The sequence below is a fragment of the Pseudooceanicola nanhaiensis DSM 18065 genome (assembly GCF_000688295.1).
GTDB lineage: Bacteria > Pseudomonadota > Alphaproteobacteria > Rhodobacterales > Rhodobacteraceae > Pseudooceanicola > Pseudooceanicola nanhaiensis.
The window spans coordinates 1,517,259-1,541,358 of the sequence record NZ_JHZF01000011.1; the positions used below are offsets into that span (position 1 = coordinate 1,517,259).

Consider the following 24,100-nt stretch of genomic DNA (forward strand, 5'->3'; position numbering starts at 1 on the left):
CGCCATTCACTGTCCTGCCGACCTCCCGTGAGGAAATCGCGCCCGGCTTGAGCCGCACCGCCCGGCGGCACGCCGGGCACGACGGGGTTCACCTCGCCGCCTGCTCCGTCCAGAGCGATCCTCATCCGGCCGGGCTTCAGCCCGCTATCGGCCCGAACCATCATTCCGACACCCCCTCCAGCTTCGCCGGATCGAAGCCCGGTCCGGGGATCAGTTCCACCCCGGCCTTGCTCATCCGGACCTCGACCCCGGCGGCAACGAGCGCCGCCTTCATCTCGTCCACGCGGGAGAAATCCTTGGACGCCATCGCCGCCTCGCGCGCCGCCGCCAACTCGGCCTCCAGCCCCGAGAGATCGACCGCCGGACCCTCGGCCCAGGCCCCGATCTCTTCCGTCAGCAACCCGAGGAACGCCCCCGCCGCCTTGAGCCCGGCCACGTCGCCTTCGGCCGCCAGCCGGTGCATCTCCGCCACCGCCCCGGCGGTGTTCAGATCGTCGGCCACGGCCGCGAGCACCGCCTCAGGCACTGCACCTGCCTCGACACCCGAGACCATCCCGCGCCACTTCCGCAGCACCGCCTCGGCCTCTCCGGCCTTCCTCTCCGTCCAGTCCATCGGCTTGCGGTAATGCGTGCCGAGGAACACGAAGCGGATCACCTCGCCCGGCACGCCCCGGTCCAGCAGATCCCGCACGGTGAAGAAGTTGCCCAGCGACTTGGACATCTTCTTCCCCTCGACCTGCAGCATCTCGTTGTGCAGCCAGACCCGCGCGAAGCCCGCCCCCGGCGCCGCGCAGCAGCTCTGCGCGATCTCGTTCTCGTGGTGCGGGAACATCAGGTCGTTGCCGCCGCCGTGGATGTCGAAGCTCTCGCCCAGAAGCTCCTTCGCCATGGCCGAGCACTCGATATGCCAGCCCGGGCGCCCCCGGCCCCAGGGGCTCTCCCAGCCCGGCAGGTCCTCCGTCGAAGGCTTCCACAGGACGAAATCCATCGGATTGCGCTTGTAGGGCGCGACCTCGACCCGGGCGCCTGCGATCATGTCCTCGACCGAACGGCCCGAGAGCCGGCCGTAGCCCGCATAGCTCTCCACGGCGAAGAGCACGTGCCCCTCCGCCTCGTAGGCATGGCCCGCCGCCACCAGCCCCTCGATCATCGCGATCATCTGGCCGATGTGCTCCGTCGCCCGGGGCTCGACATCCGGCCGCAGGGTGCCGAGGGCGTCCATGTCCTCGTGATACCAGCCGATGGTCTCGTCGGTGATGGCGCGGATGTCGCGTCCGTCCCGCGCCGCGCGCGCGTTGATCTTGTCGTCCACGTCGGTGAAATTCCGCACGTAGGTCACGTGCTCGGCGCCATGGACATGCCGCAGCAGCCGGTAGAGCACGTCGAAGACCACCACGGGCCGCGCGTTGCCCAGATGCGCCCGGTCATAGACCGTCGGCCCGCAGACATACATGCGCACGTTCTTCGGATCGATGGGGGTGAACACCTCCTTCGTCCGGGTCAGCGTATTGGTCAGCCTGATCTCGGCCATGTCGGATCCTCGCGCGGTTTCACCGCGGGCCGGTCGACATATCCTGGGAGATTACGAAGGAGACGGCCCGCTTGACGATGTCAGCAGGTAATGATGCAGCAGATGATGATGCAGGTCGTCTTCATGCAGGCTGGCATAGACCGAAAGCGCCGCCCTGCCAAGACTTGATTTGACCCTCCGGCAGGCGCAGGATCCGCGACAGGCGCGCCGACCCCTCCCGGCGGGGAAAAGGCCCCGCGCCCCTGCCTCTTCATCTTTCCGGAAATACTCCGGGGGGTCCGGGGGGCAGCGCCCCCCGGCGGGTCGGGCCGCCGAAGCGATCGCTCGGGGAAACCACCGCCTCGGCACCCGGCCGCCCCGCCTCCCGCAGCATGGCGGCCGGCGCATCCGCATCGCCGTGACCGTCGGCGATCACCGCGCGCCAATCGGGCAGGGTCACGTCCATGCACATGACGCTTTCCCGCCCCGCCCCCCGGGCCGGCGTTTTTCACTTGCCCGAGCGCCGACCCGACCGCAGCCTGCAGGGCGACACCCTACGGAGGACTTCCCATGCACGATCCCGGCCCCGCCTTCCGCGCGCTTCACCAGAAGGGCAAGCCCTTCGTGCTCTGCAACGCCTGGGACCTCGGCTCCGCGAAGGTGCTGGCGGCGCTCGGCGCACAGGCGCTGGCGACCTCCTCCTCGGCCTTCGCCTTCACCCTGGGTGCGCCCGACGGCGGCACGACCCGCGATCAGGCGCTCGCCCATGCCGAGGCGCTGGTGGCGGCCACGCCCCTGCCCGTCTCGGGCGATTTCGAGAACGGGTTCGGCGACGACCCCGACACCTGCGCCGAGACCGTGCGCCTCGCGGCCGAGGCCGGGCTTGCCGGCATCTCGATCGAGGACACCGCCCTGCCCGGCTCCGGCGCCTACGCCTTCGACCTCGCCGTCGAACGGATCGCGGCCGCGGTGGCCGCCGCGAGGGCGTTGCCGCGTGATTTCGTGCTGGTCGCCCGGGCCGACGGGATCCTGCAGGGCAGCTACGACACCGACGAGGCGCTGAGACGGCTGAAGGCCTTCGAGGCCGCCGGGGCCGATTGCCTCTATGCCCCCCTGCCGCCCTCCTTCGAGGATCTCGAACGCATCTGCCGCGAGACCACGGCGCCGGTGAACGCGCTCGTCTCGGGCCCGTTCGCGAGCTACACGCGCGAGGATTTCGCCCGGATCGGCGTGGCGCGGCTGTCGCTCGGCGGTTCGCTCGCGCGGGTCACGCACCGGGCGCTGATCGAGGCGGCCGAGGAAATGCTGGAGGAAGGCAGCTTCTCGCTGCTGAAGAACTCGGTCTCGGGGGCGAAGGTCGACGCAATGCTGAAGAGCGTCACCTGATCACGCGCCCGGATACGACGCCGCCCCCGCACCGAAGGCTGCGGGGGCGGCACAAAGACAGCGGCCCGAGGGCGGTCAGGCTGCCGCCTGTGTCTCTTTCGCCGACGGGGGCGCGGCCACGACCGCGTCGTGCAGCGCCTTGATCGCACGGTCCCGGTCGTCGCGGCCGACGACGAACTGCACGTCGACCGAACGTGTGGTCTGGTGCAGCGCCTCGACCTCGATCTCGGCGGTTTCCAGCGCCTCCAGACCGCGGGTCAGAACCCGCAGGCCACGCATGTCGCGCCCGAAGACCGACGCGATGGCCAGCGCGCGGACGGAGAGATCGGCGTTCGGATAGATCTCCTCCAGATCGCGCTCCACCCGTTTCATCGTCTTGAGCGACGCGTCGACGTAGTGGGTGATCGTGTTCGCGTTCGAGGACTTCGACACGATCCGGACCTTGTGGCGCTTCAGCACGTCGAGCGTCGAGGCGTCATAGCCCTTCACGCCCACCATGTCCTGTTCGAACAGTTCGAGCGCATAGACATCGAGGCCGCAGACGATCTCGGCCGCCGGGCTCTCGGCCGGCTGGTCGTCGATCAGCGTGCCCGGGTCCTCCGGCTCGAAGGCGTTGGTCACGCGCAGCGGGATCTCCGACTGGCGCAGCGTCTTCGCGGCCTTCGGGTGGATCGCCTCCATCCCCATGTTCGACAGCTGGTCGGCCACGTCGTAGTTGGTGTGGCCCAGCTTCCGCACATGGTCGCCCACGAGGTTCGGGTCCGCGGAGCTCAGGTGGAACTCCTTGTGGATGATCGCCTCGCGCGCCTTGGTGTGGGAGGCGATGCGCGAGAAGGTGACCTCGGAATAGCCGCGGTCGTATTCCTGCATCAGCCCTTCCACGCATTGCGCGTAGCCCGTGACGATGGGCATCTCGCGGCTCACGTCCACGTCCTTCAGCGCCGTCTGGATCCGCTCGCGCAGGTCGAGCTCGCGGTCGTCGCGCCAGCCGGACAGGTCGATGAACCGCGCGTCCACCCCGGCCCGCTTCAGCATGAGCGTGGTGACGAAGGCGGAATGCGCCTCGCCCAGCCCCGAGAGAAGCTCGCGGATGATCTGCATGTGCTCGCTCAGGCGGAAGTGGCCGTAGGAGCACAGGCGCTGCAGGTCGATCAGGCAGTTGCGCGCCCCATCAAGCCGGTCGCGCACGAAATCGTCCGCGTCGCTGACGTCGGCCGGATGCTCCAGCACCTCGCGATGCGCCTCCTTCATCGCCTCGGAGACCCGGTTCAGCCCGTTGGACCAGCCCTGATCGTTCTCGGCATTGGCAAAGAGCGCATAGACGCCCGGTTCCCCGGTCTTCTTGTGCTCGAGCAGCAGGTTGGTGATCCCGCCGAAAGCGGAGACCACGAAGATGCGGTTGTAGAGCGCCTGCCCCTTCCGGTCGCCGATGAAGAGCGTGCCGAGGAGTTCGTTCAGGCGCGACATCGATGTGCCGCCGATCTTTTCGACGGTATGATTTGACTGTGTCAATTTCGTTGCGCCGGGGCTCTCCCCCGGCGCTCCTCTTGGGAATGGTCAGGCGTTTTCGGCAACCGGCGCGGCGTAGGAACCGTCTTCCTGGTGCACCTCGTCACCGCTCACGGGCGGGTTGAAGCAGCAGGCCATGACCAGTTCCTCGTCGGCGACGAGCGTGTGCTTGTCATGCTCGTTCAGCGCATACATGGTGCCGGGCTTGATCTCGTGCGTCTCGCCGGTAGCAAGGTCGGTGATCCGGCCCTTGCCCTTCATGCAATAGACGCTCTCGAAGTGGTTCTTGTAGTGGAACGTGTGCTCCGAACCTTCCTCGAGGAAGGTGATGTGGAAGCTGAAACCCATGCCGTCGCCGGCCAGCAGCATCCGCACGGAGGTCCACTTGGCATCCGAGACCACGCGGTCCTTCTCATTCGCCACGATATCGTCGAAATCTCTGACAATCATTTTGTTACTCCGCTGCCATGGGTTGTTCGGCGGGCACGCAGTCGCGCACGGCCGAGAAGAGGATGTCGAAGCCCTTGTTCAGGGTCTCGGTCGGGATCGTCAGCGCGCAGAGCACCTTCACCACCTCGTCGTCGGCGCCCGACGTCTCGATGATAAGCCCGTTCTCGAAGCATTTCGCGCAAATCTCGCCGGCAAGGTCGCCGGAACCGACATCCACGCCCCGCATCAGGCCGCGGCCCTTCAGCCTGGAGCCCGGAACGATCTCGGAGATCTCGGTCAGGCGCTTCTTCATCAGCGCGTCCTTCTCGGCCAGCTCCTTCTGGAAGCTGTCGTCGGCCCAGAACTTCTCGATCGCGACGCGGCCGGTAACGAAGGCATGGGTGTTGCCCCGGAAGGTGCCGTTGTGTTCGGCCGGCTTCCAGATGTCATGCTCGCGCTTGATCAGGAGCGCCGCGAAGGGCAGCCCGAAGCCCGAAAGCGATTTCGCCTGGGTGATCATGTCGGGTTCGATCTCGGTATGTTCGAAGCCGAAATAGGTGCCGGTCCGGCCGATGCCCGACTGGATGTCGTCGACGATCAGCATGGCGCCGTGCTTCTTGGCCAGCCGTGCGACCCCTTCCATCCACTCCTTGGACGCGGCGTTCAGACCGCCCTCGCCCTGGATCGGCTCGAAGATGAAGGCCGCCGGCGCGTCCACGCCCGAGGAGCCGTTCTCGAGCATCGCCTCGATCAGCTCCAGCGTGTCGGTGTCGCCCAGCGACTTGTCGTAGGGCAGATGGGTGACGTCGCCCAGATGGCCGCCGCCGGCCCCGCCGCGCTTGCCGGCGTTGCCGGTCAGCGACAGCGCGCCCATGGTCATGCCGTGGAAGCCGTTGGTGAAGGCGATGATGTTCTTCCGGCCGGTGATCTTGCGGGCGAGCTTCATCGCCGCCTCGACGGCGTTGGTGCCGGTCGGGCCGGTCATCATGATCTTGTAGTCCATGCCGCGCGGCTCGAGGATGTGCGTCTCGAACGCCTCGAGGAATTTCGCCTTTTCGGCGGTGTACATGTCCAGACCATGGGCGATGCCATCGTTCGAGATGTGCTCGATCAGCGCCGCCTTCATGTCCGGGTCGTTGTGGCCGTAGTTCAGCGAGGAGCAGCCGGCGAGGAAATCGATGTACTCGTTCCCCTCGGCGTCGGTCATGACCGAACCCTGCGCCTTGGTGAAAGTGGTCGGGAAGGAGCGGCAGTAGGAGCGCGCTTCGCTTTCACGACGTTCAAAGATATTCGGTTCGGCTGACGTGTCAGTCGACATAACATTTTCCTTCGGTTTGATTTCGCAACGGGCCCGAGCAATGGCCCCCGGAGGTTCCGGGGACCCCGCCCAGCTCAGGCAGCTCGTTTCAGCGGTTCCGCGAAGCGGATGGTGACCATGTGTTCGGTGGAATGCTTTCCATCGAAATGGTCATCCTTCTTGAAATGCGCTTCACTGGACAAAGTTCCGCCCCGCTTCTCGGCGAAGCGGCGGAAGAGGGCCCAAGAGGCCTCGTTGTCCTTGGTGATCGTGGTCTTCAGCTTCGTGACCTGGTCGCAGGCGTCGCGCGCGAGAAGCGTGGACAGCATGCGGGTGCCAAGGCCGAGGCCGCGCGCCTTTTCGGAAACGGCGACCTGCCACACGAAGACGGTGTCGGGTTCGTCGGGAACGACATGGCCCGAGACCCAGCCGACCACATCGCCATCAAGCTCGGCAAGCACGCAGGTCTCACCGAAATGATCGCACTGGATCAGGTTGCAATACATGGAGTTCTCGTCCAGCGGCTTGCACTCGCGGATAAGTTCCCACACGGAAGAGCCGTCTTCTCCATTCGGCTTCCGCAGGATCGGCTTCGGGCCTTTCTCTGTGGATTTGACTGTATGCACGGCTCTCGGTGCCTCCTTATTGCTTCGCCTTACTAAGTATAGTCTCAACCAAGTGTATTTCAACAGGCTAAGCAATTTTCTTCCCCGGAAGCAAATTTCACTGAATTTGTTTAGCTTTTTGTTTGTTAACGGTTCGTTAACCACTTAGTGTCACGCAGGTCCTGAGCCAGCACAGGGTACGGATCTTGTTGAACAGGACATGCGCGCGCCGTATGAGGATGGGAACATTCTCATGGATCGCGCATGGACCGCACAGACATCTCCCTGATCGCCCTGCGCCGCATCCTGCGGGCGACCGAGCTCTACGGCCGCCGCCTTGCGAAAGAGGCCGGGATGACGGCCGTGCAGTTCCGCGTCCTCCAGATCATCGCGGAGAACGGGCATGCCACGCCCACGGCCATCGCCAACCGGATGGGCGTGACCCAGGCCACCATGACGGCGCTCATCAACAAGCTGGTCGAACGGCAGCTGGTCGAGCGCAGGCGGTCCGAAACCGACCGCCGGCAGACCAACGTCTGCATCACGCCGCGCGGGACCGAGGCGGTCGACGATGCGCCGGATCCGTTGCAGCAACGCTATGTGAAGAATTTCGAGGCCCTGGAGGATTGGGAACAGGCGATGATCGTCGCGTCGCTCGAACGCGTGGCGGCGATGCTGGATGCCGACGGGCTGGACGCCTCCCCCGTTCTGGACCTCGGAGAGTTCGGCAAGGCGCAGTGAGCGCGCGGGAGAGGTCATGAAGGACGACACGAATACGCCGTGGATCATCGGCATCACCGCCTCCGCCGGCGGGCTCGAGGCGATTACCGCCCTGGTCCACGCCCTGCCCCGGAAGACGGGCGCGAGCTATGTCATCGCGCAGCATATGTCGCCCTCCCACAAGAGCCTGATGTCCGTCCTCGTGGCACGCGAAACCGAGCTTCCGGTGGAGGAGCTGAGCGCCGACACCGTGCCCGCGCCCGACACGATCTACGTCACGCCGCCCAACAAGGACGTCATCTTCCAGCAGGGGATGCTCCGGCTCTCGGAACCGGCGGGGCGGCCCGGCAGCCCCAAGCCTTCCGCCGACCGCCTGTTCTATTCCCTTGCCGACGAGATCGGCGAGCGCTGCATCGCCATCGTGCTGTCCGGCACCGGCTCCGACGGGTCCTACGGTGTGCAGGCCGTGCGCGAGGCCGGCGGGATCACGCTGGCCCAGGACCAGTCCACGGCGAAATACGACGGCATGCCCGCCTCCGCGGTCGAGACCGGATGCATCGACCTCGTGCTCTCGCCCGAACAGATCGGCGAGCATCTGAAGAAGATCATGGCGCACCCGCGCGACCTGTCTTCGCTTCAGAAGCTGGATGAAATGCCCGGCGAGCGGTCCGAGCTTCTGCAGATCCTCCTCGCCCGCACGCAGGTCGATTTCCGCGAATACAAGGACAACACCGTCCAGCGCCGCATCCAGCGGCGCATGACCGCGCTCGGCATGTCGGGCTACGAGGAATACGTGAAGCATTGCCGGAACAACGCGGCCGAGGTCGACGCGCTCTATGCCGACCTGCTGATCTCCGTCACCCGTTTCTTCCGCGATCCCAACCAGTTCGAACGGCTGGGGATCGAGCTTCGCGCCTTCATCGACAACCGCCCCGAGGGCGAGACGATGCGCGTCTGGGTCGCCGGCTGCGCCACCGGCGAAGAGGCCTATTCCATCGCCATCCTGATCGCCGAGGCCTTCGGCGGGCTCGATGCGCTCGGCGAGCGCCAGATCCAGATCTTCGCCACGGACATCGACGAATCCGCCCTCAGGATCGGCCGGCGCGGCATCTACCCGTCCTCCGCCGTCGACGATATCCCGCCCTCCCTGCTCGACCGGTACTTCGATCGCGACGGCACGAAGGTGACCGTGAAGCAGGGTCTCAAGCAGCTGATCCTCTTCTCGCACCACAACGTCTTTCAGGACCCGCCCTTCATCAACATCGACCTCGTGTCGCTGCGCAACCTGCTGATCTACTTCAAGCCGAAGCTGCAGGAGCGCGTGCTGAACCGCATCCATTACGCGCTGAACCCGCGCGGCCTGCTGTTCCTCGGCACCTCCGAAACGATCGGGCCGATGCAGATGGATTACGAGATCGTGTCGGACCGGAACCGCATCTTCCGCAAGCGCAGCCTCGCGCGGAAGGGCGTTGCCTCCCGCATCGGGGAGTTCCAGCTCTCGCCGCCCCGCTGGCTTGGCGCGACCCGTCAGCATCAGAAGCCGCCGCAACCCTCGACCAACATCCACAAGGAAATGTTCGAGGGGCTGGCCCGGTCCATCGGCACGAACGCCATGCTTGTGACCGGCGCTCACGACATCATCCGGGTCTTCGGCAACATCTCCGCCTTCGTGGAGCTGCACGAGGAGTCCCGCCTCGACCTGTCGCTTTCGCTTCTCAAGAGCCCGCTTCGGGAAGAGGCGCCAAGCCTGTGCTCCGTCGCCCTGAAGCGGCGGGAACGGCGGCGCGGCGCGCGGCACGAGATGCCCGGCCCGGACCAGACCCACGCCTACCTCGAGGCCTTCCCGATCAAGCTGTCCGAGGGTGGCGAGAGTTATACGCTCCTCGCGATCCACACGTTGAACATCGACCCCGCGGAGGCCGAGGCCGCGGCCGAGCCGGCCGACCTGTCGCAGCTGCGCCAGCTCGAGGCCGACGTGGCCTCCACCCGCGAGGCGCTGCAGCAGACGATCGAGGAACTGCAAACCTCCAACGAGGAGCAGCAATCGCTGAACGAGGAGCTGCAATCGACGAACGAGGACCTGCAGGCGACAAACGAGGAACTCGAGACCTCCAACGAGGAACTGCAGAGCTCCAACGAAGAGCTTCTGACGGTCAACGAGGAGCTCCAGATCAACGCATCGGAGCTGGAAGGCGTGCGGCAGGACCTTGAATCCGTGCTCCAGACCGCCCCGCTTTCCATCCTCGTCATCGACAATGCGCTGCAGATTTCGCGCAGTTCGGCCCATGCGCGCGAGAGGTTCCAGATCACCGAGGGCCTCGAAAGGATGCACCTGTCGCAATGCCAGGTGCCCGAAGGCTATCCGTCTCTGGTCCAGATCGCCTCCGAGACCTTCCAGTCGCGTGAGGCGAAGGTCATGCACTTTCAGGCCGGCAGCACCTTCGTCTCCCTCCGCTCGATGCCCTACTTCAACGAGGCCCGGGACCTGCGCGGCGTGACCATCGTCATTTCCGAGATCGACAGCGAGGAACTGATCGCGAAGATGCAGATGGTCGAGGCAATGGCGGGCGTTGGCCATTGGAAGTTGAACCTGGCGACGAACGAGGTTGCCTGGTCCGAGCGGGTCTTCGCGATCCACGGCCGGCCCCGTGAAAAGGGCATGCCGACACTGGATGAAGCCCTCGGATATTACCTTCCAGAGGATTTGCAGGTGGTGAACAGGGCGATGGAAAACGCCATCGCGACGCGGGAGCCCTTCACCTTCCGCCTGCGCATAAGGCGCGAGGATGGGCGGCTGGCCCATGTGGAGGCCCGGGGCACGGCGCAGCTCGACGCCACCGGCCGGCCGGTAGCCCTGATCGGCGTCTTCGCCGAAAGGGACCGGTAGGTCGGCACCGAGCTGCTGCACCCGGTCGACCTGGCGCAGGAGGGCACCGGGTCGGCGTTCTTTTCCCTGAATCGCAGCAGGGGTCGGATGGTCTCGAGCCGGAACCTCCGCAACCTTCTCGGGCCTGAGCGGACCGGTCATGAGCCTACGCTCGATGAGATGCTCCCGCCATTGCCCAAGAAAGACCGGAGCTCGCAGGCGAAGCGCTTCGAGGCCGCCATGTCCGATGGCACCGAGTTCGAAACCGAGGTCGTTCTGCCAACCGGCGGAGAAGGCAGAACATGCCGGATCACTTGCCGCGTCCGCCGGCAGAGCGAAGGCGAAGTGACCCACGCCTAGGGTCTCCTGTCCGTGCGAGGGCGCCACGTCCCCGGGCCACCCCGGAGTCGGCAAGCGAACCCGCTCGCCATCTTCAGTGCTCCCGAGGCTTGAGTTCGATCAGGATGCGCTCGACCTCCGTCAGCAGCTCTGCCATTTCCGGCTGACCGGCCCGGTCCTTGCTCGCCCGGACGGTTCGAAGCAATCGCAGTCCCCGGGTGACGGGCGACAGCGTATGGCCTGGTTCCGACGGCCTCGACGCGGATTGCTGTTCGGACCCCGCCTCCTTGCGGGCCTTCAACAAAACCGCCAATTCCTCGGCAAGCCGCGCGCCGCTGAGGTCGTCCTTGTGCAGGAAGCGGGATCGACCGGTCGCCCCGAGGCGGTCGGCGATGTCTCCGCAATCCTCTCCGGAGAGGAGGAGCACGGCCGCGCCCTCGGGCGGGGAGAGTGCGAAATCCGCGCCATCGCCGTCCGGCAGGATGCGATCGGCAAGGATCACGTCCACGGCGCCGGCTTCGAAGTATCGGCGCGCCTCCGTCGCAGTGGCGAATTCGATGGTGACGCTGTCGTCGAACACTTCCTTCAGCGCGTGACAGATGAGGTAGCGGTCGATCAGGCTGTCATCGACGACCGCGCAGGTCAGCGAGTCGGCCTTCGGCGTTTCCACTGCCGGCATTTGGGACAGGGCGAGCGCGCTCATCGTGCACCGTCCGATTCAGTGAGTTTGCTTTCGAAAGACAAAGGCAGTCTCCTCTTCCTGGAAAATCGACCCCCAGTCCGACTTGTGCCCTGTTGGCGCCGTTATGCCGATGGCTGCGAGCGCGAACTGTACCTGCGACAGGTCGACCGGCACGCTGGCAGATGCCAGTTCTTCCCGGACCAGCGTGCGGATTTCATTCAGCAGATGTGGAGTCCAGCGTGGCCGGGCGCCCACGGCGCGGATCAAGAGATCGCGCAGCATGTCGGGGCCCAGGCTCTCTTTCGGCAGGCAATCGAGGCAGCCCGACTTGAGCGCTGCGACTGCCATGTCGTGGCGAACCTCGTTCGAGATCATGACTCTCGGCACATCCGCATTCCGCGGCGTCCCGCTCAGAAGCGCGCAGGCGGCGAGCCCGTCGCCGTCCGGGATCACGTAATCCAGCAACACGACGTCAAAACGGCGCTCCCTGATGGCCACGCTGTAAGCCGTCAGGTCCTCCGTCACCGTCACATTCACCTTCAGATCCGTGCGGCCGAACTCGCGTTCCAGTGTCGCCGCATCGAAACGCGAATCTTCGAGCAGCAGCACTTCGACCGGGTCGTCCGGCGTGTGCGGCATCTCCAGCGGATGGAACAAGGCGCCGCGGCGCGGCGTGCATTCCTGTGCCGTCGGGATCATCTCAGCCTCCTTGCCGCGGTGGTTCCTGTCGTTTGAAAGGACACTAGGGGGCGAGCGGTGAGCCGGACGTTAACGGACGCGCCTCAGGTGAGACCGAATTGTCTAAAATTCGGAGCAGCCTGCCGACGGTCTTTACGTCGTGTTGAGACCTTTCGACCTAGTCCTTCCCGGCGGAGGACGCGACGATGACGGCGGATGCGGGTCACCTTGAAAAGGCAGGCGGTGCGGAGGACAGCTTCGAGACATATCTGTATCTCATAACCCATGATCTGCGCGCCTGCTTCCGGGCGCTCAAGACGATCCCGGTCTGGATCGCCGAGGACCTGAACAACGCGGAGGTGCCGGCGGAAGTATATGCCCATCTGGAGATGCTGACGACCCAGGCGCTGCGGGGCGATCGGATGCTGATAGACCTGCGGGAATTCTCGCGTGTCGGCAGGCTCTCCAGCCCGCCCGTGACGGAAGACATCCGCAGCATAGCGGAGCGCTGCTGGAAGGCTCTGAGCCCGCCGGACACGGTAGAACTCGATCTGGATCAGGCGGAAGGTGCTGTCACGTTGCCGCACGAGGACGCCACGCGGCTCTTCTCCGCGCTGCTGGAGAACGCGGTCAAGCATCGCGATCGTCCCGAAGGTCACGTGCGGATCGTAAGCTCCTCCGAACCTGACGCGCGCATCCGGATCGAGGACGACGGGCCGGGCATCGCGGAAGAGTACCGCGAGAAGGCGTTCGAGCTTCTCACCACGCTCAGGCCACGGGACGCATGCGAGGGCAGCGGAGTGGGGCTCGCGCTGGCCCGCAAGATCGTCGAGGCGGCGGGCGGGGTCATCGGCCTAGAGCACGTTCGCGCGGGCCGTGGACTGTGCGTTTCGATCCACCTGCCGCAAGGGGAGGATTTGGTCAATTGAGGATGTGAAGACAGCAGGCCGCAACGGAAGACGTTGCCGGAAGGCAGTGGAGGGCGGACCAGGTTCGACGCGGCGTAACGGCAGGCACCGATGGAAGTGGGAGAGCAGGCTGCAGATCGAGACGATGCGAAGCGATGCCTCGGGACCGCAGGCGGGGTCGTGACCCGGACGGGCGAAATCCGACGTCATCGCCCGAATGGGAGCAGGCGCGTCAATAACGGTCGTGCAGCGCCGCGGGCAGAAACCGAAGCGCAGAGCGATGAGCAAGGGGCACGGCGCAAAGCGCTCAAGGCTGAGGGCTGAGGGCTGTGGGAACTGGGAACTTGGAACCGGGAACTTGGAACTTGGAACTTGGAACTTGGAACTTGGAACTTGGAACTTGGAACTTGGAACTTGGAACCGGGAAAAGCGCGGAGAGCCAATCGCCAAACGCCGAAAGCAAGATACCCGTCTCCCAGTGCTCCGCGGAACCACGACTGCGGATGGAGCATCGACAGAAGAAGACAAGCCTCACCCGCGCCAGCCCCGTTCCGTTGTCCACCCTGCATCAGGGTGCACCAAAAGCGCAGCGCTCCCTTGGCTCCCGGCGGCCCGCCTCCTATAAGGCCCCCGTCAGCGGCGTCGGAGGCACCATGCGCAAGGCAGAGATCACGCGGAAGACGGCGGAGACCGAGATCACGGTCCGCATCGACCTCGACGGCACCGGGCAGTATGACAACCGCACCGGCGTGGGGTTCTTCGACCACATGCTCGACCAGCTCGCCCGTCATTCGCTGATCGACATGCAGGTGCGATGCGACGGGGACCTGCACATCGACGACCACCATTCGGTCGAGGACACCGGCATCGCGATCGGGCAGGCTCTGGCGCAGGCGCTCGGCGACAAGCGCGGCATCCGGCGCTACGGCGCCTGCCTGCTGCCGATGGACGACGCGCTGGTGCGGGCGGCGCTCGACCTTTCCGGCCGGCCCTACCTCGTGTGGAACGTCGAGCTGCCGATGCCCAAGATCGGGACCTTCGACACCGAGCTGGTGCGCGAATTCTTCCAGGCGCTCAGCACCCACGGCGGCATCACGCTGCACGTGGACGCCTTGCACGGCTTCAACTCCCACCACATCGCCGAAGCGGCGTTCAAGGCCGTCGCACGCGCCCTGCGCGAGGCGGTCGAGACCGACGCGCGCAAGGCCGACGCGATCCCCTCGACCAAGGGCGCGCTCTGAGCCGATGCTGACCGTCCTGATCGACTACGAAAGCGGCAACCTGCACTCGGCCGAAAAGGCCTTCCAGCGCATGGCGCGGGAGACCGGCGGCGGTGAGGTGATCGTCTCGGACCGGGCCGAGGATGTCGCCCGCGCCGACCGGATCGTCCTGCCGGGCGATGGCGCCTTCCCGGCCTGCTGTGCGGCGCTGAAGGGGCGCGAGAACCTCTTCGACGCGCTGAAGGAGGCGGTCGAGGTCAAGGCCCGGCCCTTCCTCGGCATCTGCGTCGGCATGCAGCTGATGGCGCGCATCGGCCACGAATACCACGAGACGGCGGGCCTCGGCTGGATCGACGGAGAGGTCGAGCGGATCCGGCCCGCCGACCCGGCGCTGAAGGTGCCGCACATGGGTTGGAACGATCTGGTCGTGGACCAGCCGCACCCGGTTCTTGACGGGATCGAGACCGGGCAGCACGCCTACTTCGTGCATTCCTACCACATGCGCGTGAGCGACCGGACCCAGCTTCTGGCCCATGCGGAGTACGGCGCGCCGATCACCGCGATCGTCGGGCGGGACACGATGATCGGCACCCAGTTCCACCCGGAGAAGAGCCAGCAGACCGGCCTCAGGCTGATCGCGAATTTCCTCGCCTGGACACCGTGACGGCGGACACCCACCCGGAAAGACGCGGATCAGGCGATGCGGGCCGGGCCTGAGCCCGTCCCCGCACTCTCAGCCGATCACCGGGCCCGGGTCCAGTTCTGCCCGAGGCAGATCGGACCGATGCAGCCCGAGACCTTCAGATTGTCGCCCGACATCTGCATCTTGGACTTGTAGACCTTGTCGTTCGACGGTCGCCAGATCTTGCCGTTGGCATAGGCGCCGCCGCCCTGGGGCTCCATGTCCCAGACCAGGGCCTTGCCGATGCTCGGGCTTTTGTATTCGCCACCGGAATTGAAGGTCCGGGCGATGGTGCCGCAGATCTTCGCACCGCAGGGCGCCATCCGGACGATCGCATAGGCGCCGTCGTCGACTTCGGTCTTCCACATGCCCTCGACGGGATCGGCAGAGGCCGCGCCGGCAGTGAGGGCAAGCGCCGCGGCGGCGGCGAGGCGTTTCAGCATGAGGGGTCCTCCCGTGACTCGTGCGGGCCGAGTGTTGCGGGGGAACGGCGCCCGGACAAGTCCGATTGCAAATTGCGTCACGTCATGCGACAGCCCCGCCATCCCGAAAAGACCGGAGCGCGCCATGATCCTCTACCCCGCCATCGACCTCAAGGACGGGCAAGCCGTCCGGCTGCTGCACGGCGAGATGGACAAGGCCACGGTCTTCAACGACGACCCGGCCGCGCAGGCGCGGGCCTTCGTGGCGGCGGGCTGCGAATGGCTGCACCTCGTGGACCTGAACGGCGCCTTCGCCGGCGCACCGGTCAACGCGGCGGCGGTCGAGGCGATCCTGGCCGAAACGCGGGTGCCCGCCCAGCTCGGCGGCGGCATCCGGGACATGAAGACCATCGAGGCCTGGCTGGACAAGGGGCTGGCGCGGGTCATCCTCGGCACGGTCGCGGTCGAGAACCCTGCGCTCGTGCGCGAGGCCGCAGCGGCCTTTCCGGGCAAGGTGGCGGTCGGCATCGACGCCCGCAACGGAAGGGTCGCGACCCGGGGCTGGGCCGAGGAAACGAATGTCGAGGTCACCGAGCTTGCCCGCAGTTTCGAGGACGCGGGCGTCGCAGCGATCATCTACACCGACATCATGCGCGACGGGGCGATGAAGGGCCCGAACATCGAAGCGACCGCGGCCCTGGCGCGCGCGGTGGCGATCCCCGTGATCGCGAGCGGCGGGGTCTCCTCGCTCGATGACCTGATCGCGCTGCGCGACTGCGGCGCGGAGCTGAACGGCGCGATTTCGGGGCGGGCGCTCTATGACGGCGCGCTCGATCTCGGCGCGGCGCTTCAGGCTCTGAAAGGGTGAAACGGGCGACCCGCGCGGTCCTGCTGACAGCGCTCGCGGTCTGTTTCCTGCCGCTCGTGGCGGTGGTGGCCTCGAGCTGGTTCGCCCAATGGAACGGCTGCACGTTGCACGAAGGGTTCTCGAACCCCTGCGTCGTGAACGGCGTCGATTACGGCGAAACGCTCTCGACGCTTTTCGTCTCGGGCTGGTTCATGCTGCTGACGCTGCCCGTGGCCTTCATCCTCGTGATCATCCTCGGGGTGATGGGCCTGCGCGACCTGATCCGGCGGCGGGGCTGAGCCTCAGCCGGGCCCGTCCAGCGGCGACGGCGCCGCTTCGGCGACATTGTGGGGTTCGGGCGGATGGCCCGGCGTGCCGGGGAACATGTTGGCGGCGAGAATACTGACGACAAACGCGATCAGGACGATGACTTCCTTCAAGACCTTTCCTTTCCGTTGCAGGAAACCAACCCGTCCCCCCTGCCCCGGTTCCGCCGCCGCTTTACGGCCGGCACGCGCTCGCCTATGAGACGGACATGCTGAAGACCCGCATCATCCCCTGCCTGGACGTGGCCGACGGCCGCGTCGTGAAAGGCGTGAACTTCGTCGACCTGCGCGACGCGGGCGACCCGGTGGACGCCGCCCGCGCCTATGACGCGGCGGGCGCGGACGAGATCTGCTTCCTCGACATCCACGCCACGCACGAGAACCGCGGCACGATGTTCGAGGTCGTCACCCGCACCGCCGAAAGCTGCTATGTGCCGCTGACGGTCGGCGGCGGCGTGCGGACGGTGCAGGACGTGCGCAACCTGCTGCTCGCCGGGGCGGACAAGGTCAGCTTCAACTCCGCCGCGCTGGCCAATCCCGACGTGGTGGCCGCGGCCGCGGACCATTTCGGCGCGCAATGCATCGTGGTGGCGATCGACGCGAAGACCGTGGCGCCGGGCAAGTGGGAGTGCTTCACCCACGGCGGGCGGAAGCCGACGGGCATCGACGCCGTCGAATTCGCCGTGAAGATGGCGGAAAAGGGCGCCGGAGAGATCCTGCTGACCTCGATGGACCGCGACGGAACGCGCGCGGGCTTCAACCTGCCGCTGACGCGCGCGATCTCGGACGCGGTGCCGGTGCCGGTCATCGCGAGCGGAGGCGTCGGCACGCTCGACCACCTGGTCGAGGGGATCACCGAGGGCCATGCCTCGGCCGTGCTCGCCGCCTCGATCTTCCATTTCGGCGATCACACCATCGCCGAGGCCAAGGCGCACATGGCCGCGGCCGGTATCCCGATGAGGCTGACATGAGCACGCTGCACGACCTTGCGGCCACCGTGATGGCCCGCCGCGGCGCCGATCCGGACAGTTCGTGGACCGCGAAGCTGCTCTCCAAGGGGCCGGAGAAATGCGCCGAGAAATTCGGCGAAGAGGCGATCGAGGCCATCGTCGAGGCGGTGAAGGGCGACCGCGAGCGGCTGACCTCGGAGGCGGCGGACGTGCTCTACCACCTGCTCGTCATGCTCGCGGCCCGCGACGTGACGCTGGCCGAGGTCGAGGCCGAACTGGCCCGGCGCGAAGGCACCTCGGGCATCGCCGAGAAGGCCGCGCGCGGGGGCTGACCCTCCCCGTCACTCGTTCCCGGGCACACCGTAGGAGGGCGCCGCGCGGGGGTCGAGGGCACGGGTCACATAATCCTCCATCTGGGGCTCGTAGACCGCCCAGGCGGCCTCGAGCGCCGAGATCGGGCAATCCTCGGTCCAGTCGATGCGCAGCTCGGCCAGCGGCCAGCTCTGGCTGTCGACCAGCAGGAGGCCCGCAGAATGGACCGGCCCGGCCTCTCCCCCGGCATCGAGCCCGGCGCGCAGGGCGCCCAGAAGGCGCGCGCCGAGGTGGCCGGCGGCAGTGTGGAAGTGGTCGGTCATGGCCCCGGGCACGCCCGCGTCGGCCAGCAGGTTGCCCGCCGCGGCGGCGTCGGGACAGCGCGCCTCGGCCCAGAGGCCCAGCACCTGCGCGCCCGACAGGATCGCGGGCGCGCCCGCGGTGCCGACGGCCAGAACCTGCCGCCAGTCCATATGCGCGCCGGTCCGCGCCAGGATCGCCAGAGCCTCCTCGGCCGTCGCGCCCCGTTCCATGAGGTCGAGCGCCTGCGGCCCGAGCCGCGGATCGGTCACGTTCTGCGTCGCGACCGCCCCGACTCCGGCGCGCGCGAAGGCGCAGCGCGCGGCCACGGCGGGCGAGGAGGACGAGATCGCCACCCCGAACATGCCGGTCGTCGAACAGCGGCCCGTGATGGAAAAGGTCATGTCACCTCCGGTCAGCGGATGCCGGGCCGCAGCCCGGCGGTTTCGGGCGGCTCACGCCGCGTCCCCGTCCGGGATCACCGCGGTGGCGTCGATCTCGACCAGCCATTCGGGCCGCGCGAGCGCCACCACGACGAGCCCGGTGCAGACCGGGTGCACGCCCCTGATGTAATCGCCCATCGTGCGATAGACCGCCTCGCGGTGGCGCACGTCGGTCAGGTAGACCACCAGCTTCGTCACGTGCTCCATCCGGCCGCCGCATTCCTCGACCAGCTGACGGATGTTGGCCATCACCTTGTGGGTCTGCGCCACCGGGTCGCTGCTGGAGATGCTCTCGGCGGTGTCGAGGTCCTGCGGGCACTGGCCGCGCAGGAAGATCGTCGTGCCGCCCCGGGCGACCACGGCCTGCGCGAGGTCGTTGTCGAGCTTCTGCTCGGGATAGGTGTCGCGGGTGTTGAACCTGCGGTGACGGTAATGCGCCATGGATCGGGTCCTTCCCGTGGTTGGGTTTCAGCTCTTTTCGTAGGCCTGGTAATTGCGCTGCACCCCGATGTGGGTCGCGATGTACTTCGCGTCATACCAGCAGCCGTAGATGAACGACGAGGCCCGGTTGGTCAGGTCCGGCAGGCCGAGGAAGTAGATCCCCGGCTCGGCCGAGATGCCGCGCTTGTGCCACGGCGTGCCGTCCTCGTGAAAGGCGCCGACCTGCAGCCAGCCGAAATCGAAGCGGAAGCCCGTGGCCCAGATGATCGTGCCGATCCCGGCTTGCGCGAGGTCGAGCTGCCGGATCGGGGTCGTGACGCAATCCGGATCGGGCGTGATCTCCCAGGCCGCGGGCTCGGGCGGCAGGTCGATGCCGGTGCGGGCGACATAGTCGTCGGCCTCGCGCAGCACCTCGAGATAGGCGCGGTCGCCCTCCTGCAGGTTCCGGCCGAGGTCGTCCGCGATCCGCAGCACGCCCTCGTCCCAGCCCTCGGTCATGCCGAGAACGGTGATCCCCATGTGGCCGAGCCGGCGGAAATCGACCGTGCGCCCGCCGTCGTAGCCGCTCACCGCAAAGGCCACGTGCTTCTTCTTCGGCGTGGTCGTGATCTCGTCCCACTTGCCAAGCACGCCCAGCCACCAGACGTAATCGCGCTCGCGATAGGCGCGCGGCGGGCGGTAATGCTCGCCGATCGACAGGTAGACCTCGCGCCCGGCAAGACAGAGCTCCTCCGCGATCTGGCAGCCCGAGGCGCCGCCGCCGACCACCAGGACCGCCCCCTCGGGCAGCGCCTCCGGGCTGCGGTAGGACGAGGAATGGAGCTGCGTCACCCCCGCCCCGTCGGGCACGATCGCGGGGATGGAAGGGACTTGGAACGGGCCGGTCGCCGCGACGACGCGCTGCGCCTCGATCTCGCCCGCCGAGGTCTCGACCCGGAAGCCGGGCCGCCCGTCGCAGCGGCGCACGCGCGTCACCTCGACCCCGGTGCGGATCGGCGCGTCGATCATCCGCGCGTAATCCTCGAAATAGCGCGCCATCCGTGCCTTCGGCGGGAAGGCATCGGGATGGACGTCGTCGAAGGCGAGGTTGGGGAACCGGTCATGCCATGCCGGGCCGTTCGCCACGAGCGAGTCCCAGCGTTTCGAGTGCCACGCCTCGGCCACCCGGTCGCGTTCGAACACGAGGTGCGGGATCTGCATCTCGCTCAGGTGCTCGCTCATGGCGATCCCCGCCTGCCCTGCTCCGACGACGAGCGTGTCGATCCGTTCCCGTGTCATGGTCCCCGTCCTGCTGCCGGCGGCCAGACTGGGGCCTCGCGCCGCAAGTGGAAAGCGGAAAGTCCCGCGCACGCCGATCAGCGGTAGATCGCGGTCTCGGGTGCCGCGCCTTCGCGCACGCTGGCGCGGTACATGCCCTCGCAGTTGAAGGGCAGCGCCAGGGTGCCGTCCCGGTCGACCGCGATCACCCCGCCCGAGCCGTCGTTGCGGCCCAGATCCTCCATCACCACGTGGCGCGCCGCCTGATCGAGCGTCTCGCCCGCGTGGCGCATCCGGGCGGCGATCTCGGCCCCGGCGGTGTAGCGGATGAACACCTCGCCGTGGCCGGTGCCCGAGACGGCGCAGGTGGCGTTGTCGGCGAAGCAGCCCGCGCCGGGGATCGGCGTGTCGCCGACGCGGCCCGGCAGCTTCGCCGTCATCCCGCCGGTCGAGGTCGCGGCGGCGAGGTTCCCGTCCCGGTCGCGCGCCACCGCGCCCACGGTGCCATGGCGGCGGGCCGGATCGTCGCTCTCCTCGCCCCGCGCGCGCATCGCGAGCGTGTCCTGCAGCGCGTCCCAGCGGGACTGGGTGAAGAAATACGCCTCCGCCTCGAAGGGCAGTCCGGCCTCCTGCGCGACCTGCAGCGCCATCGGGCCGATCAGGCAGACATGCGGCGTGCGCTCCATCACCGCGCGGGCGGCGCGGATCGGGTTGCGGGGGCCGAAGATGCCCGCGACGGCACCGGCGGCACGGTCGCGCCCGTCCATGATGCAGGCGTCCATCTCCTGTCTGCCCTCGCTGGTGAAGACCGCGCCGCGCCCGGCGTTGAAGAGCGGCTCGTCCTCCAGCGCGCAGACCGCGGCCGTCACCGCGTCGAGCGCCGCGCCGCCCTCGCGCAGCACCGCCTCTCCGGCCTCGAGCGCGCGGGCGAGGGCTGCGTGATAGGCCGCCTCCTTCTCGGGGGTCATCGCGGATTTCAGGATCGTCCCGGCGCCGCCGTGGATCGCGAGTGCGTAGGGCATGTCGTTACTCCCATTCCCCTTCGAGCAGCGCCCGGGTTTCCTTGACCGCCACGTCCCAGAGACGGTCGGTGTCTTCCTCGGGCCGTTGGTAGAGCCCGCCGTAATTGCCGTCCCCGATCAGCGCGCGGACGCCTTCGGCATTGCGGTCGCGCAGCCGGTCGAAGGCCACGAAGGGCTTCTGCCCGGAGGGCATCTCCCGCCCTGCCAGCCGGGTCCAGGGGAAGTTCTCCATCCAGCTCGCGTGGCTCGCGACCGGGTCGATCTCCTGCACGCAGGCCCAGGTCTTCGGCGCGCGCCACCAGTCGTGGAAGCGGCAGCGGGCGCCCGGGTTGGCCTGCATCCATTCCATCGTCACCGGCTGCACGGGGGTGTTGCCGCCATGGCCGTTCACGATCAGCACCCGGCGGAAGCCCGTCGCGTAGAGGCTGTCGAGAATGTCGCGCACCAGCGCGGCATAGGTCGCGAGCCGCAGCGTCACGGTGCCGGGATAGGCCATGAAATAAGGTGTGAGCCCATAGGCCACCGCCGGGAAGACCGGCACGCCGAGCGGCGCGGCCGCGTCGCGCCCGACCCGTTCGGCGAGGATCGAGTCGGTCGCGAGGCTCAGCTGCGCATGCTGCTCGGTGCATCCCAGAGGCAGGACGCAGCGGTCGTCGGTCTCGAGGTAGCGCTCGATCTCGCCCCAGTTGCTTTCGGAAATCAGCATTTTGTCCCCCTGTCGGCCCTCGTCCCGGCATGAATGCCGCGTCGGGGCTCGGGCCGCCAGAGGGAAGTCGCGGGGCTCAGCCGCCGGCCGCCTCCTTCGCCTTCATCTCGGCGATGGTCTTCATCATCGTCTCGCGGTCGACCCGCTGCCCGAACGGGTGGCTCGCCGAGAGCCCGCCGCAGACCGGCACCGCCTGCCCGTCCACGTAGGAGGCGAGCGGCGAGCAGAGCCAGAGGACGGCGGCCGCGATCTCCTCGGGTTCGCCGCCGCGCTGGAGGGGCGTCATCTGGCCGAGCCGCGGCGCCGAGTTGGTCGCCCGGGCGTAATCGTAGAGCGGGCGCGTCATCTCGGTCTCGATCAGGCCGGGGCAGATCGCGTTGACCCGCACGCCCGTCCCGGTGAGCTGGTAGGAGGCCGTCTGCGCGAGGTTGATCACCCCCGCCTTCGAGGCCGAGTAATGCGGCGGGCCCGCATTGGCGCGCATGCCCGCGACCGAGGCCGTCAGCACGATGGAGCCGCCGCCCTGCCGGCGCATCACGGGCGCCGCGTGCTTCACCGCAAGGAACGGGCCGATCAGGTTCACGCGCAGCACCTCGGCCCAGATCTCGGGCGTCGCGTCGAAGAGCGGCTGGTTGAGCGCGCCGCCGGTGATCCCGGCGTTGGCATGGAAGATGCCGAGCGAGCCGAAGGTCGTCTCGGCCTCCTCCACGGCCGCGATCACGTCGGCTTCGCGGCCCGCATCCATCACCATGTGCCGCGCCTGGCCGCCCGCCGCGCGGATCGCCTCGGCCACCTGCGCGACGCCCTCGGCCATGTCGCAGCAGAGCACCTGCGCCCCGGCCTCGGCCAGGAGCTGCGCGGTCGCCCGTCCGATCCCCGAGGCCGCGCCCGTGACGATGGCGCCGGTGCCGCCCAAATCTATCGTGATGCCTGTCATCTTGTCCTCCCTGTGGTCCGGCACTGCGCCGGTGACAGCCGCGACGCGGCTTGGTATTCAGTGACGATGGATACTCTCGCGCCGCTCGGCCAGCCCCCCGCATCGGACCAGTCGCCGCGCTTCCGGCAGAAGCGCGACCTGATCCTCGACGCCGCGGCCACGCTGATCAACGAACGCGGGCTGAAGGGGCTCACCTTCGTGGCGGTGGCCGAGGCCGTGGGGCTCAACACCACCTCGGTCACCTATTACTTCAAGCGCAAGGAGCTGCTGGCCGCCGCCGCCATCGAGCGGACAATCGACATGCTGGCGAGCCTGCTGGACGAAGCGCAGGCGCAGCCGACGCCCGAGGCGCGGGTGCGGCAGTTCCTCAAGGCCTACCTCGTGCAGGCCGGGACCGCGCGGCTCGGCCAGGCGCGGCCGATGACGATCCTGTCGGACATGCGCGCGATGGAGGACCCGCAGCGCGCCCGGCTGACCGAGGCCTATGTCCACCGCATCGCCCGCGGGGCGGCCCGGCTTTTCGGCGATGCCGCGGACCCGCTGAACCGGGCCCGGGCCCATATCCTGCTGGACAGCCTGTTCTGGTCGCGCGCCTGGCTCGCCAAGTATTCCGTCGGGGATTACGAGCGGATCGGGCGCAAGCTGATGCAGCTGTTCGACCACGGCATCCTGCCCGAAGGGACGGGTTGGAAGGTCGCGGCGCCGCCGCGGGACCCGGTGCCCGAGGACGCCGAGATCACGCCCGAGACCTATCTGCGCGTCGCCACCCGGCTGATCAACGAACGCGGCTACCGCGGCGCCTCGGTCGAGCGGATCGCGGGTGAGCTGAACGTCTCGAAGGGCAGTTTCTACCATCACCTGCAGGGCAAGGACGATCTCGTCCTCGAATGCTTCCAGCGCAGCTATGGCCGGTTCAGCCAGGCGCAGCGCCGTGCCATCAACCTGCCGGGCACGCATCGCGACCGGCTCGCGGCGGTGCTGGGCGACCTGCTCGACATCCAGTTCGACGCGAGCTTCCCGCTGGTCCGGATCACCGCGCTGCAGGCGCTGCCGACCGATCTGCGCCGCATCGTGCTGGCGCGGTCGGACCGGATGGCGACGCGCTTCGCCGGGATGATCTCGGACGGGATCGAGGAGGGCTCGATCCGCCCGCTCGACCCGCTGATCGCGAGCCAGTGGGTGACCGGGCTGATCAACTCGGCCCATGACATGCGGCTCTGGGCCGCCGAGCAGCCGAGCCGCTCCGAGGCGGTCGCGCTCTACGCCCATCCGATCGCCCACGGACTTTTCGCCCCGCGCTGATCCC

General features: G+C 67.7%; 27 protein-coding genes. 11 read left to right on the plus strand and 16 right to left on the minus strand.

Annotation, left to right across the window (positions count from 1 at the left end):
• Window positions 1-160: 160 nt before the first annotated feature.
• Window positions 161-1,531, minus strand: a complete 1,371-nt coding sequence (gene cysS, locus Q344_RS0108410) for a cysteine--tRNA ligase (RefSeq protein WP_028286299.1) — start codon at window positions 1,529-1,531, stop codon at window positions 161-163.
• 250 nt (window positions 1,532-1,781) lie between these two features.
• Entirely contained in the window at window positions 1,782-1,976 is a 195-nt protein-coding gene (locus tag Q344_RS26070) for a hypothetical protein (RefSeq protein WP_156954648.1), read from the minus strand.
• A 104-nt stretch (window positions 1,977-2,080) separates the two neighbouring features.
• On the opposite strand from Q344_RS26070, the gene Q344_RS0108415 reads away from it, so the two are divergent.
• Window positions 2,081-2,896 (plus strand): isocitrate lyase/PEP mutase family protein, encoded by an 816-nt coding sequence (locus tag Q344_RS0108415; protein ID WP_028286300.1) that lies wholly within the window; start codon window positions 2,081-2,083, stop codon window positions 2,894-2,896.
• Window positions 2,897-2,971: 75 nt separating this feature from the next.
• Here Q344_RS0108415 and Q344_RS0108420 read toward each other — a convergent pair whose 3' ends face one another.
• From Q344_RS0108420 to ectA, 4 genes are all read right to left on the minus strand, one after another.
• Window positions 2,972-4,408, minus strand: a complete 1,437-nt coding sequence (locus Q344_RS0108420) for an aspartate kinase (protein ID WP_028286301.1) — start codon at window positions 4,406-4,408, stop codon at window positions 2,972-2,974.
• A 45-nt stretch (window positions 4,409-4,453) separates the two neighbouring features.
• On the minus strand, window positions 4,454-4,855 hold the full coding sequence (locus Q344_RS0108425; protein WP_028286302.1) for an ectoine synthase: 402 nt from the start codon (window positions 4,853-4,855) through the stop codon (window positions 4,454-4,456).
• A 4-nt stretch (window positions 4,856-4,859) separates the two neighbouring features.
• Window positions 4,860-6,152: a diaminobutyrate--2-oxoglutarate transaminase gene (gene ectB / locus Q344_RS0108430; protein ID WP_028286303.1), complete on the minus strand. Its 1,293-nt coding sequence runs from the start codon at window positions 6,150-6,152 to the stop codon at window positions 4,860-4,862.
• A 74-nt stretch (window positions 6,153-6,226) separates the two neighbouring features.
• On the minus strand, window positions 6,227-6,757 hold the full coding sequence (ectA, locus tag Q344_RS0108435) for a diaminobutyrate acetyltransferase (protein ID WP_028286304.1): 531 nt from the start codon (window positions 6,755-6,757) through the stop codon (window positions 6,227-6,229).
• A gap of 243 nt (window positions 6,758-7,000) precedes the next feature.
• Between ectA and Q344_RS0108440 the strand changes: the two genes are divergently transcribed.
• Both Q344_RS0108440 and Q344_RS23490 read left to right on the plus strand, forming a co-directional pair.
• A complete protein-coding gene (locus Q344_RS0108440; protein ID WP_028286305.1) occupies window positions 7,001-7,477 on the plus strand; it encodes a MarR family winged helix-turn-helix transcriptional regulator in 477 nt (158 codons plus the stop codon).
• A 16-nt stretch (window positions 7,478-7,493) separates the two neighbouring features.
• Window positions 7,494-10,343, plus strand: a complete 2,850-nt coding sequence (locus Q344_RS23490; RefSeq protein ID WP_036538508.1) for a chemotaxis protein CheB — start codon at window positions 7,494-7,496, stop codon at window positions 10,341-10,343.
• A gap of 412 nt (window positions 10,344-10,755) precedes the next feature.
• Here Q344_RS23490 and Q344_RS0108455 read toward each other — a convergent pair whose 3' ends face one another.
• Together Q344_RS0108455 and Q344_RS0108460 are read right to left on the minus strand one after the other, a co-directional pair.
• Window positions 10,756-11,364: a response regulator gene (locus Q344_RS0108455; protein WP_028286307.1), complete on the minus strand. Its 609-nt coding sequence runs from the start codon at window positions 11,362-11,364 to the stop codon at window positions 10,756-10,758.
• Window positions 11,365-11,379: 15 nt separating this feature from the next.
• Entirely contained in the window at window positions 11,380-12,042 is a 663-nt protein-coding gene (locus tag Q344_RS0108460) for a response regulator (RefSeq protein WP_028286308.1), read from the minus strand.
• Between the two features lie 185 nt (window positions 12,043-12,227).
• Here Q344_RS0108460 and Q344_RS0108465 point away from each other — a divergent pair, with 185 nt between their 5' ends.
• From Q344_RS0108465 to hisH, 3 genes are all read left to right on the plus strand, one after another.
• Window positions 12,228-12,950 (plus strand): sensor histidine kinase, encoded by a 723-nt coding sequence (locus tag Q344_RS0108465; protein ID WP_028286309.1) that lies wholly within the window; start codon window positions 12,228-12,230, stop codon window positions 12,948-12,950.
• Between the two features lie 632 nt (window positions 12,951-13,582).
• Window positions 13,583-14,170 (plus strand): imidazoleglycerol-phosphate dehydratase HisB, encoded by a 588-nt coding sequence (hisB, locus tag Q344_RS0108470; RefSeq protein WP_028286310.1) that lies wholly within the window; start codon window positions 13,583-13,585, stop codon window positions 14,168-14,170.
• 4 nt (window positions 14,171-14,174) lie between these two features.
• Window positions 14,175-14,813 (plus strand): imidazole glycerol phosphate synthase subunit HisH, encoded by a 639-nt coding sequence (gene hisH, locus Q344_RS0108475; protein ID WP_028286311.1) that lies wholly within the window; start codon window positions 14,175-14,177, stop codon window positions 14,811-14,813.
• Between the two features lie 77 nt (window positions 14,814-14,890).
• Here hisH and Q344_RS0108480 read toward each other — a convergent pair whose 3' ends face one another.
• Window positions 14,891-15,274, minus strand: coding sequence for a DUF2147 domain-containing protein (locus Q344_RS0108480; RefSeq protein WP_156954650.1), 384 nt, complete (start codon window positions 15,272-15,274; stop codon window positions 14,891-14,893).
• A gap of 124 nt (window positions 15,275-15,398) precedes the next feature.
• On the opposite strand from Q344_RS0108480, the gene hisA reads away from it, so the two are divergent.
• Both hisA and Q344_RS0108490 read left to right on the plus strand, forming a co-directional pair.
• The gene (gene hisA / locus Q344_RS0108485; RefSeq protein WP_028286313.1) at window positions 15,399-16,121 is read left to right on the plus strand and encodes a 1-(5-phosphoribosyl)-5-[(5-phosphoribosylamino)methylideneamino]imidazole-4-carboxamide isomerase; all 723 of its coding nucleotides are present in this window, start codon (window positions 15,399-15,401) and stop codon (window positions 16,119-16,121) included.
• Window positions 16,118-16,399 carry a hypothetical protein gene (locus tag Q344_RS0108490; RefSeq protein WP_051630405.1) on the plus strand — a complete coding sequence of 94 codons (282 nt, stop codon included), beginning with the start codon at window positions 16,118-16,120 and terminating at the stop codon, window positions 16,397-16,399. The genes hisA and Q344_RS0108490 overlap by 4 nt, the downstream gene beginning before the upstream one ends.
• A 3-nt stretch (window positions 16,400-16,402) precedes the next feature.
• Here Q344_RS0108490 and Q344_RS26075 read toward each other — a convergent pair whose 3' ends face one another.
• The gene (locus Q344_RS26075; protein WP_156954651.1) at window positions 16,403-16,540 is read right to left on the minus strand and encodes a hypothetical protein; all 138 of its coding nucleotides are present in this window, start codon (window positions 16,538-16,540) and stop codon (window positions 16,403-16,405) included.
• 95 nt (window positions 16,541-16,635) lie between these two features.
• Between Q344_RS26075 and hisF the strand changes: the two genes are divergently transcribed.
• Window positions 16,636-17,397 (plus strand): imidazole glycerol phosphate synthase subunit HisF, encoded by a 762-nt coding sequence (gene hisF / locus Q344_RS0108500; RefSeq protein WP_028286315.1) that lies wholly within the window; start codon window positions 16,636-16,638, stop codon window positions 17,395-17,397.
• The gene (locus Q344_RS0108505; RefSeq protein ID WP_028286316.1) at window positions 17,394-17,708 is read left to right on the plus strand and encodes a phosphoribosyl-ATP diphosphatase; all 315 of its coding nucleotides are present in this window, start codon (window positions 17,394-17,396) and stop codon (window positions 17,706-17,708) included. The genes hisF and Q344_RS0108505 overlap by 4 nt, the downstream gene beginning before the upstream one ends.
• Window positions 17,709-17,717: 9 nt before the next feature.
• On the opposite strand, the gene Q344_RS0108510 is transcribed toward Q344_RS0108505, so the two are convergent.
• From Q344_RS0108510 to Q344_RS23495, 6 genes are all read right to left on the minus strand, one after another.
• Entirely contained in the window at window positions 17,718-18,392 is a 675-nt protein-coding gene (locus Q344_RS0108510; RefSeq protein WP_028286317.1) for a DUF1028 domain-containing protein, read from the minus strand.
• 51 nt (window positions 18,393-18,443) lie between these two features.
• Window positions 18,444-18,872: a RidA family protein gene (locus tag Q344_RS0108515; protein WP_028286318.1), complete on the minus strand. Its 429-nt coding sequence runs from the start codon at window positions 18,870-18,872 to the stop codon at window positions 18,444-18,446.
• Between the two features lie 27 nt (window positions 18,873-18,899).
• Complete coding sequence (locus Q344_RS0108520) at window positions 18,900-20,150, minus strand: flavin-containing monooxygenase (RefSeq protein WP_028286319.1); 1,251 nt, start codon at window positions 20,148-20,150, stop codon at window positions 18,900-18,902.
• A gap of 77 nt (window positions 20,151-20,227) precedes the next feature.
• A complete protein-coding gene (locus Q344_RS0108525) occupies window positions 20,228-21,151 on the minus strand; it encodes an isoaspartyl peptidase/L-asparaginase family protein (RefSeq protein ID WP_028286320.1) in 924 nt (307 codons plus the stop codon).
• Between the two features lie 4 nt (window positions 21,152-21,155).
• Entirely contained in the window at window positions 21,156-21,857 is a 702-nt protein-coding gene (locus tag Q344_RS0108530) for a creatininase family protein (RefSeq protein WP_028286321.1), read from the minus strand.
• 76 nt (window positions 21,858-21,933) lie between these two features.
• Window positions 21,934-22,794, minus strand: coding sequence for an SDR family NAD(P)-dependent oxidoreductase (locus Q344_RS23495; RefSeq protein WP_051630407.1), 861 nt, complete (start codon window positions 22,792-22,794; stop codon window positions 21,934-21,936).
• 66 nt (window positions 22,795-22,860) lie between these two features.
• On the opposite strand from Q344_RS23495, the gene Q344_RS0108540 reads away from it, so the two are divergent.
• The gene (locus Q344_RS0108540) at window positions 22,861-24,096 is read left to right on the plus strand and encodes a TetR/AcrR family transcriptional regulator (RefSeq protein ID WP_028286322.1); all 1,236 of its coding nucleotides are present in this window, start codon (window positions 22,861-22,863) and stop codon (window positions 24,094-24,096) included.
• Window positions 24,097-24,100: the final 4 nt, after the last annotated feature.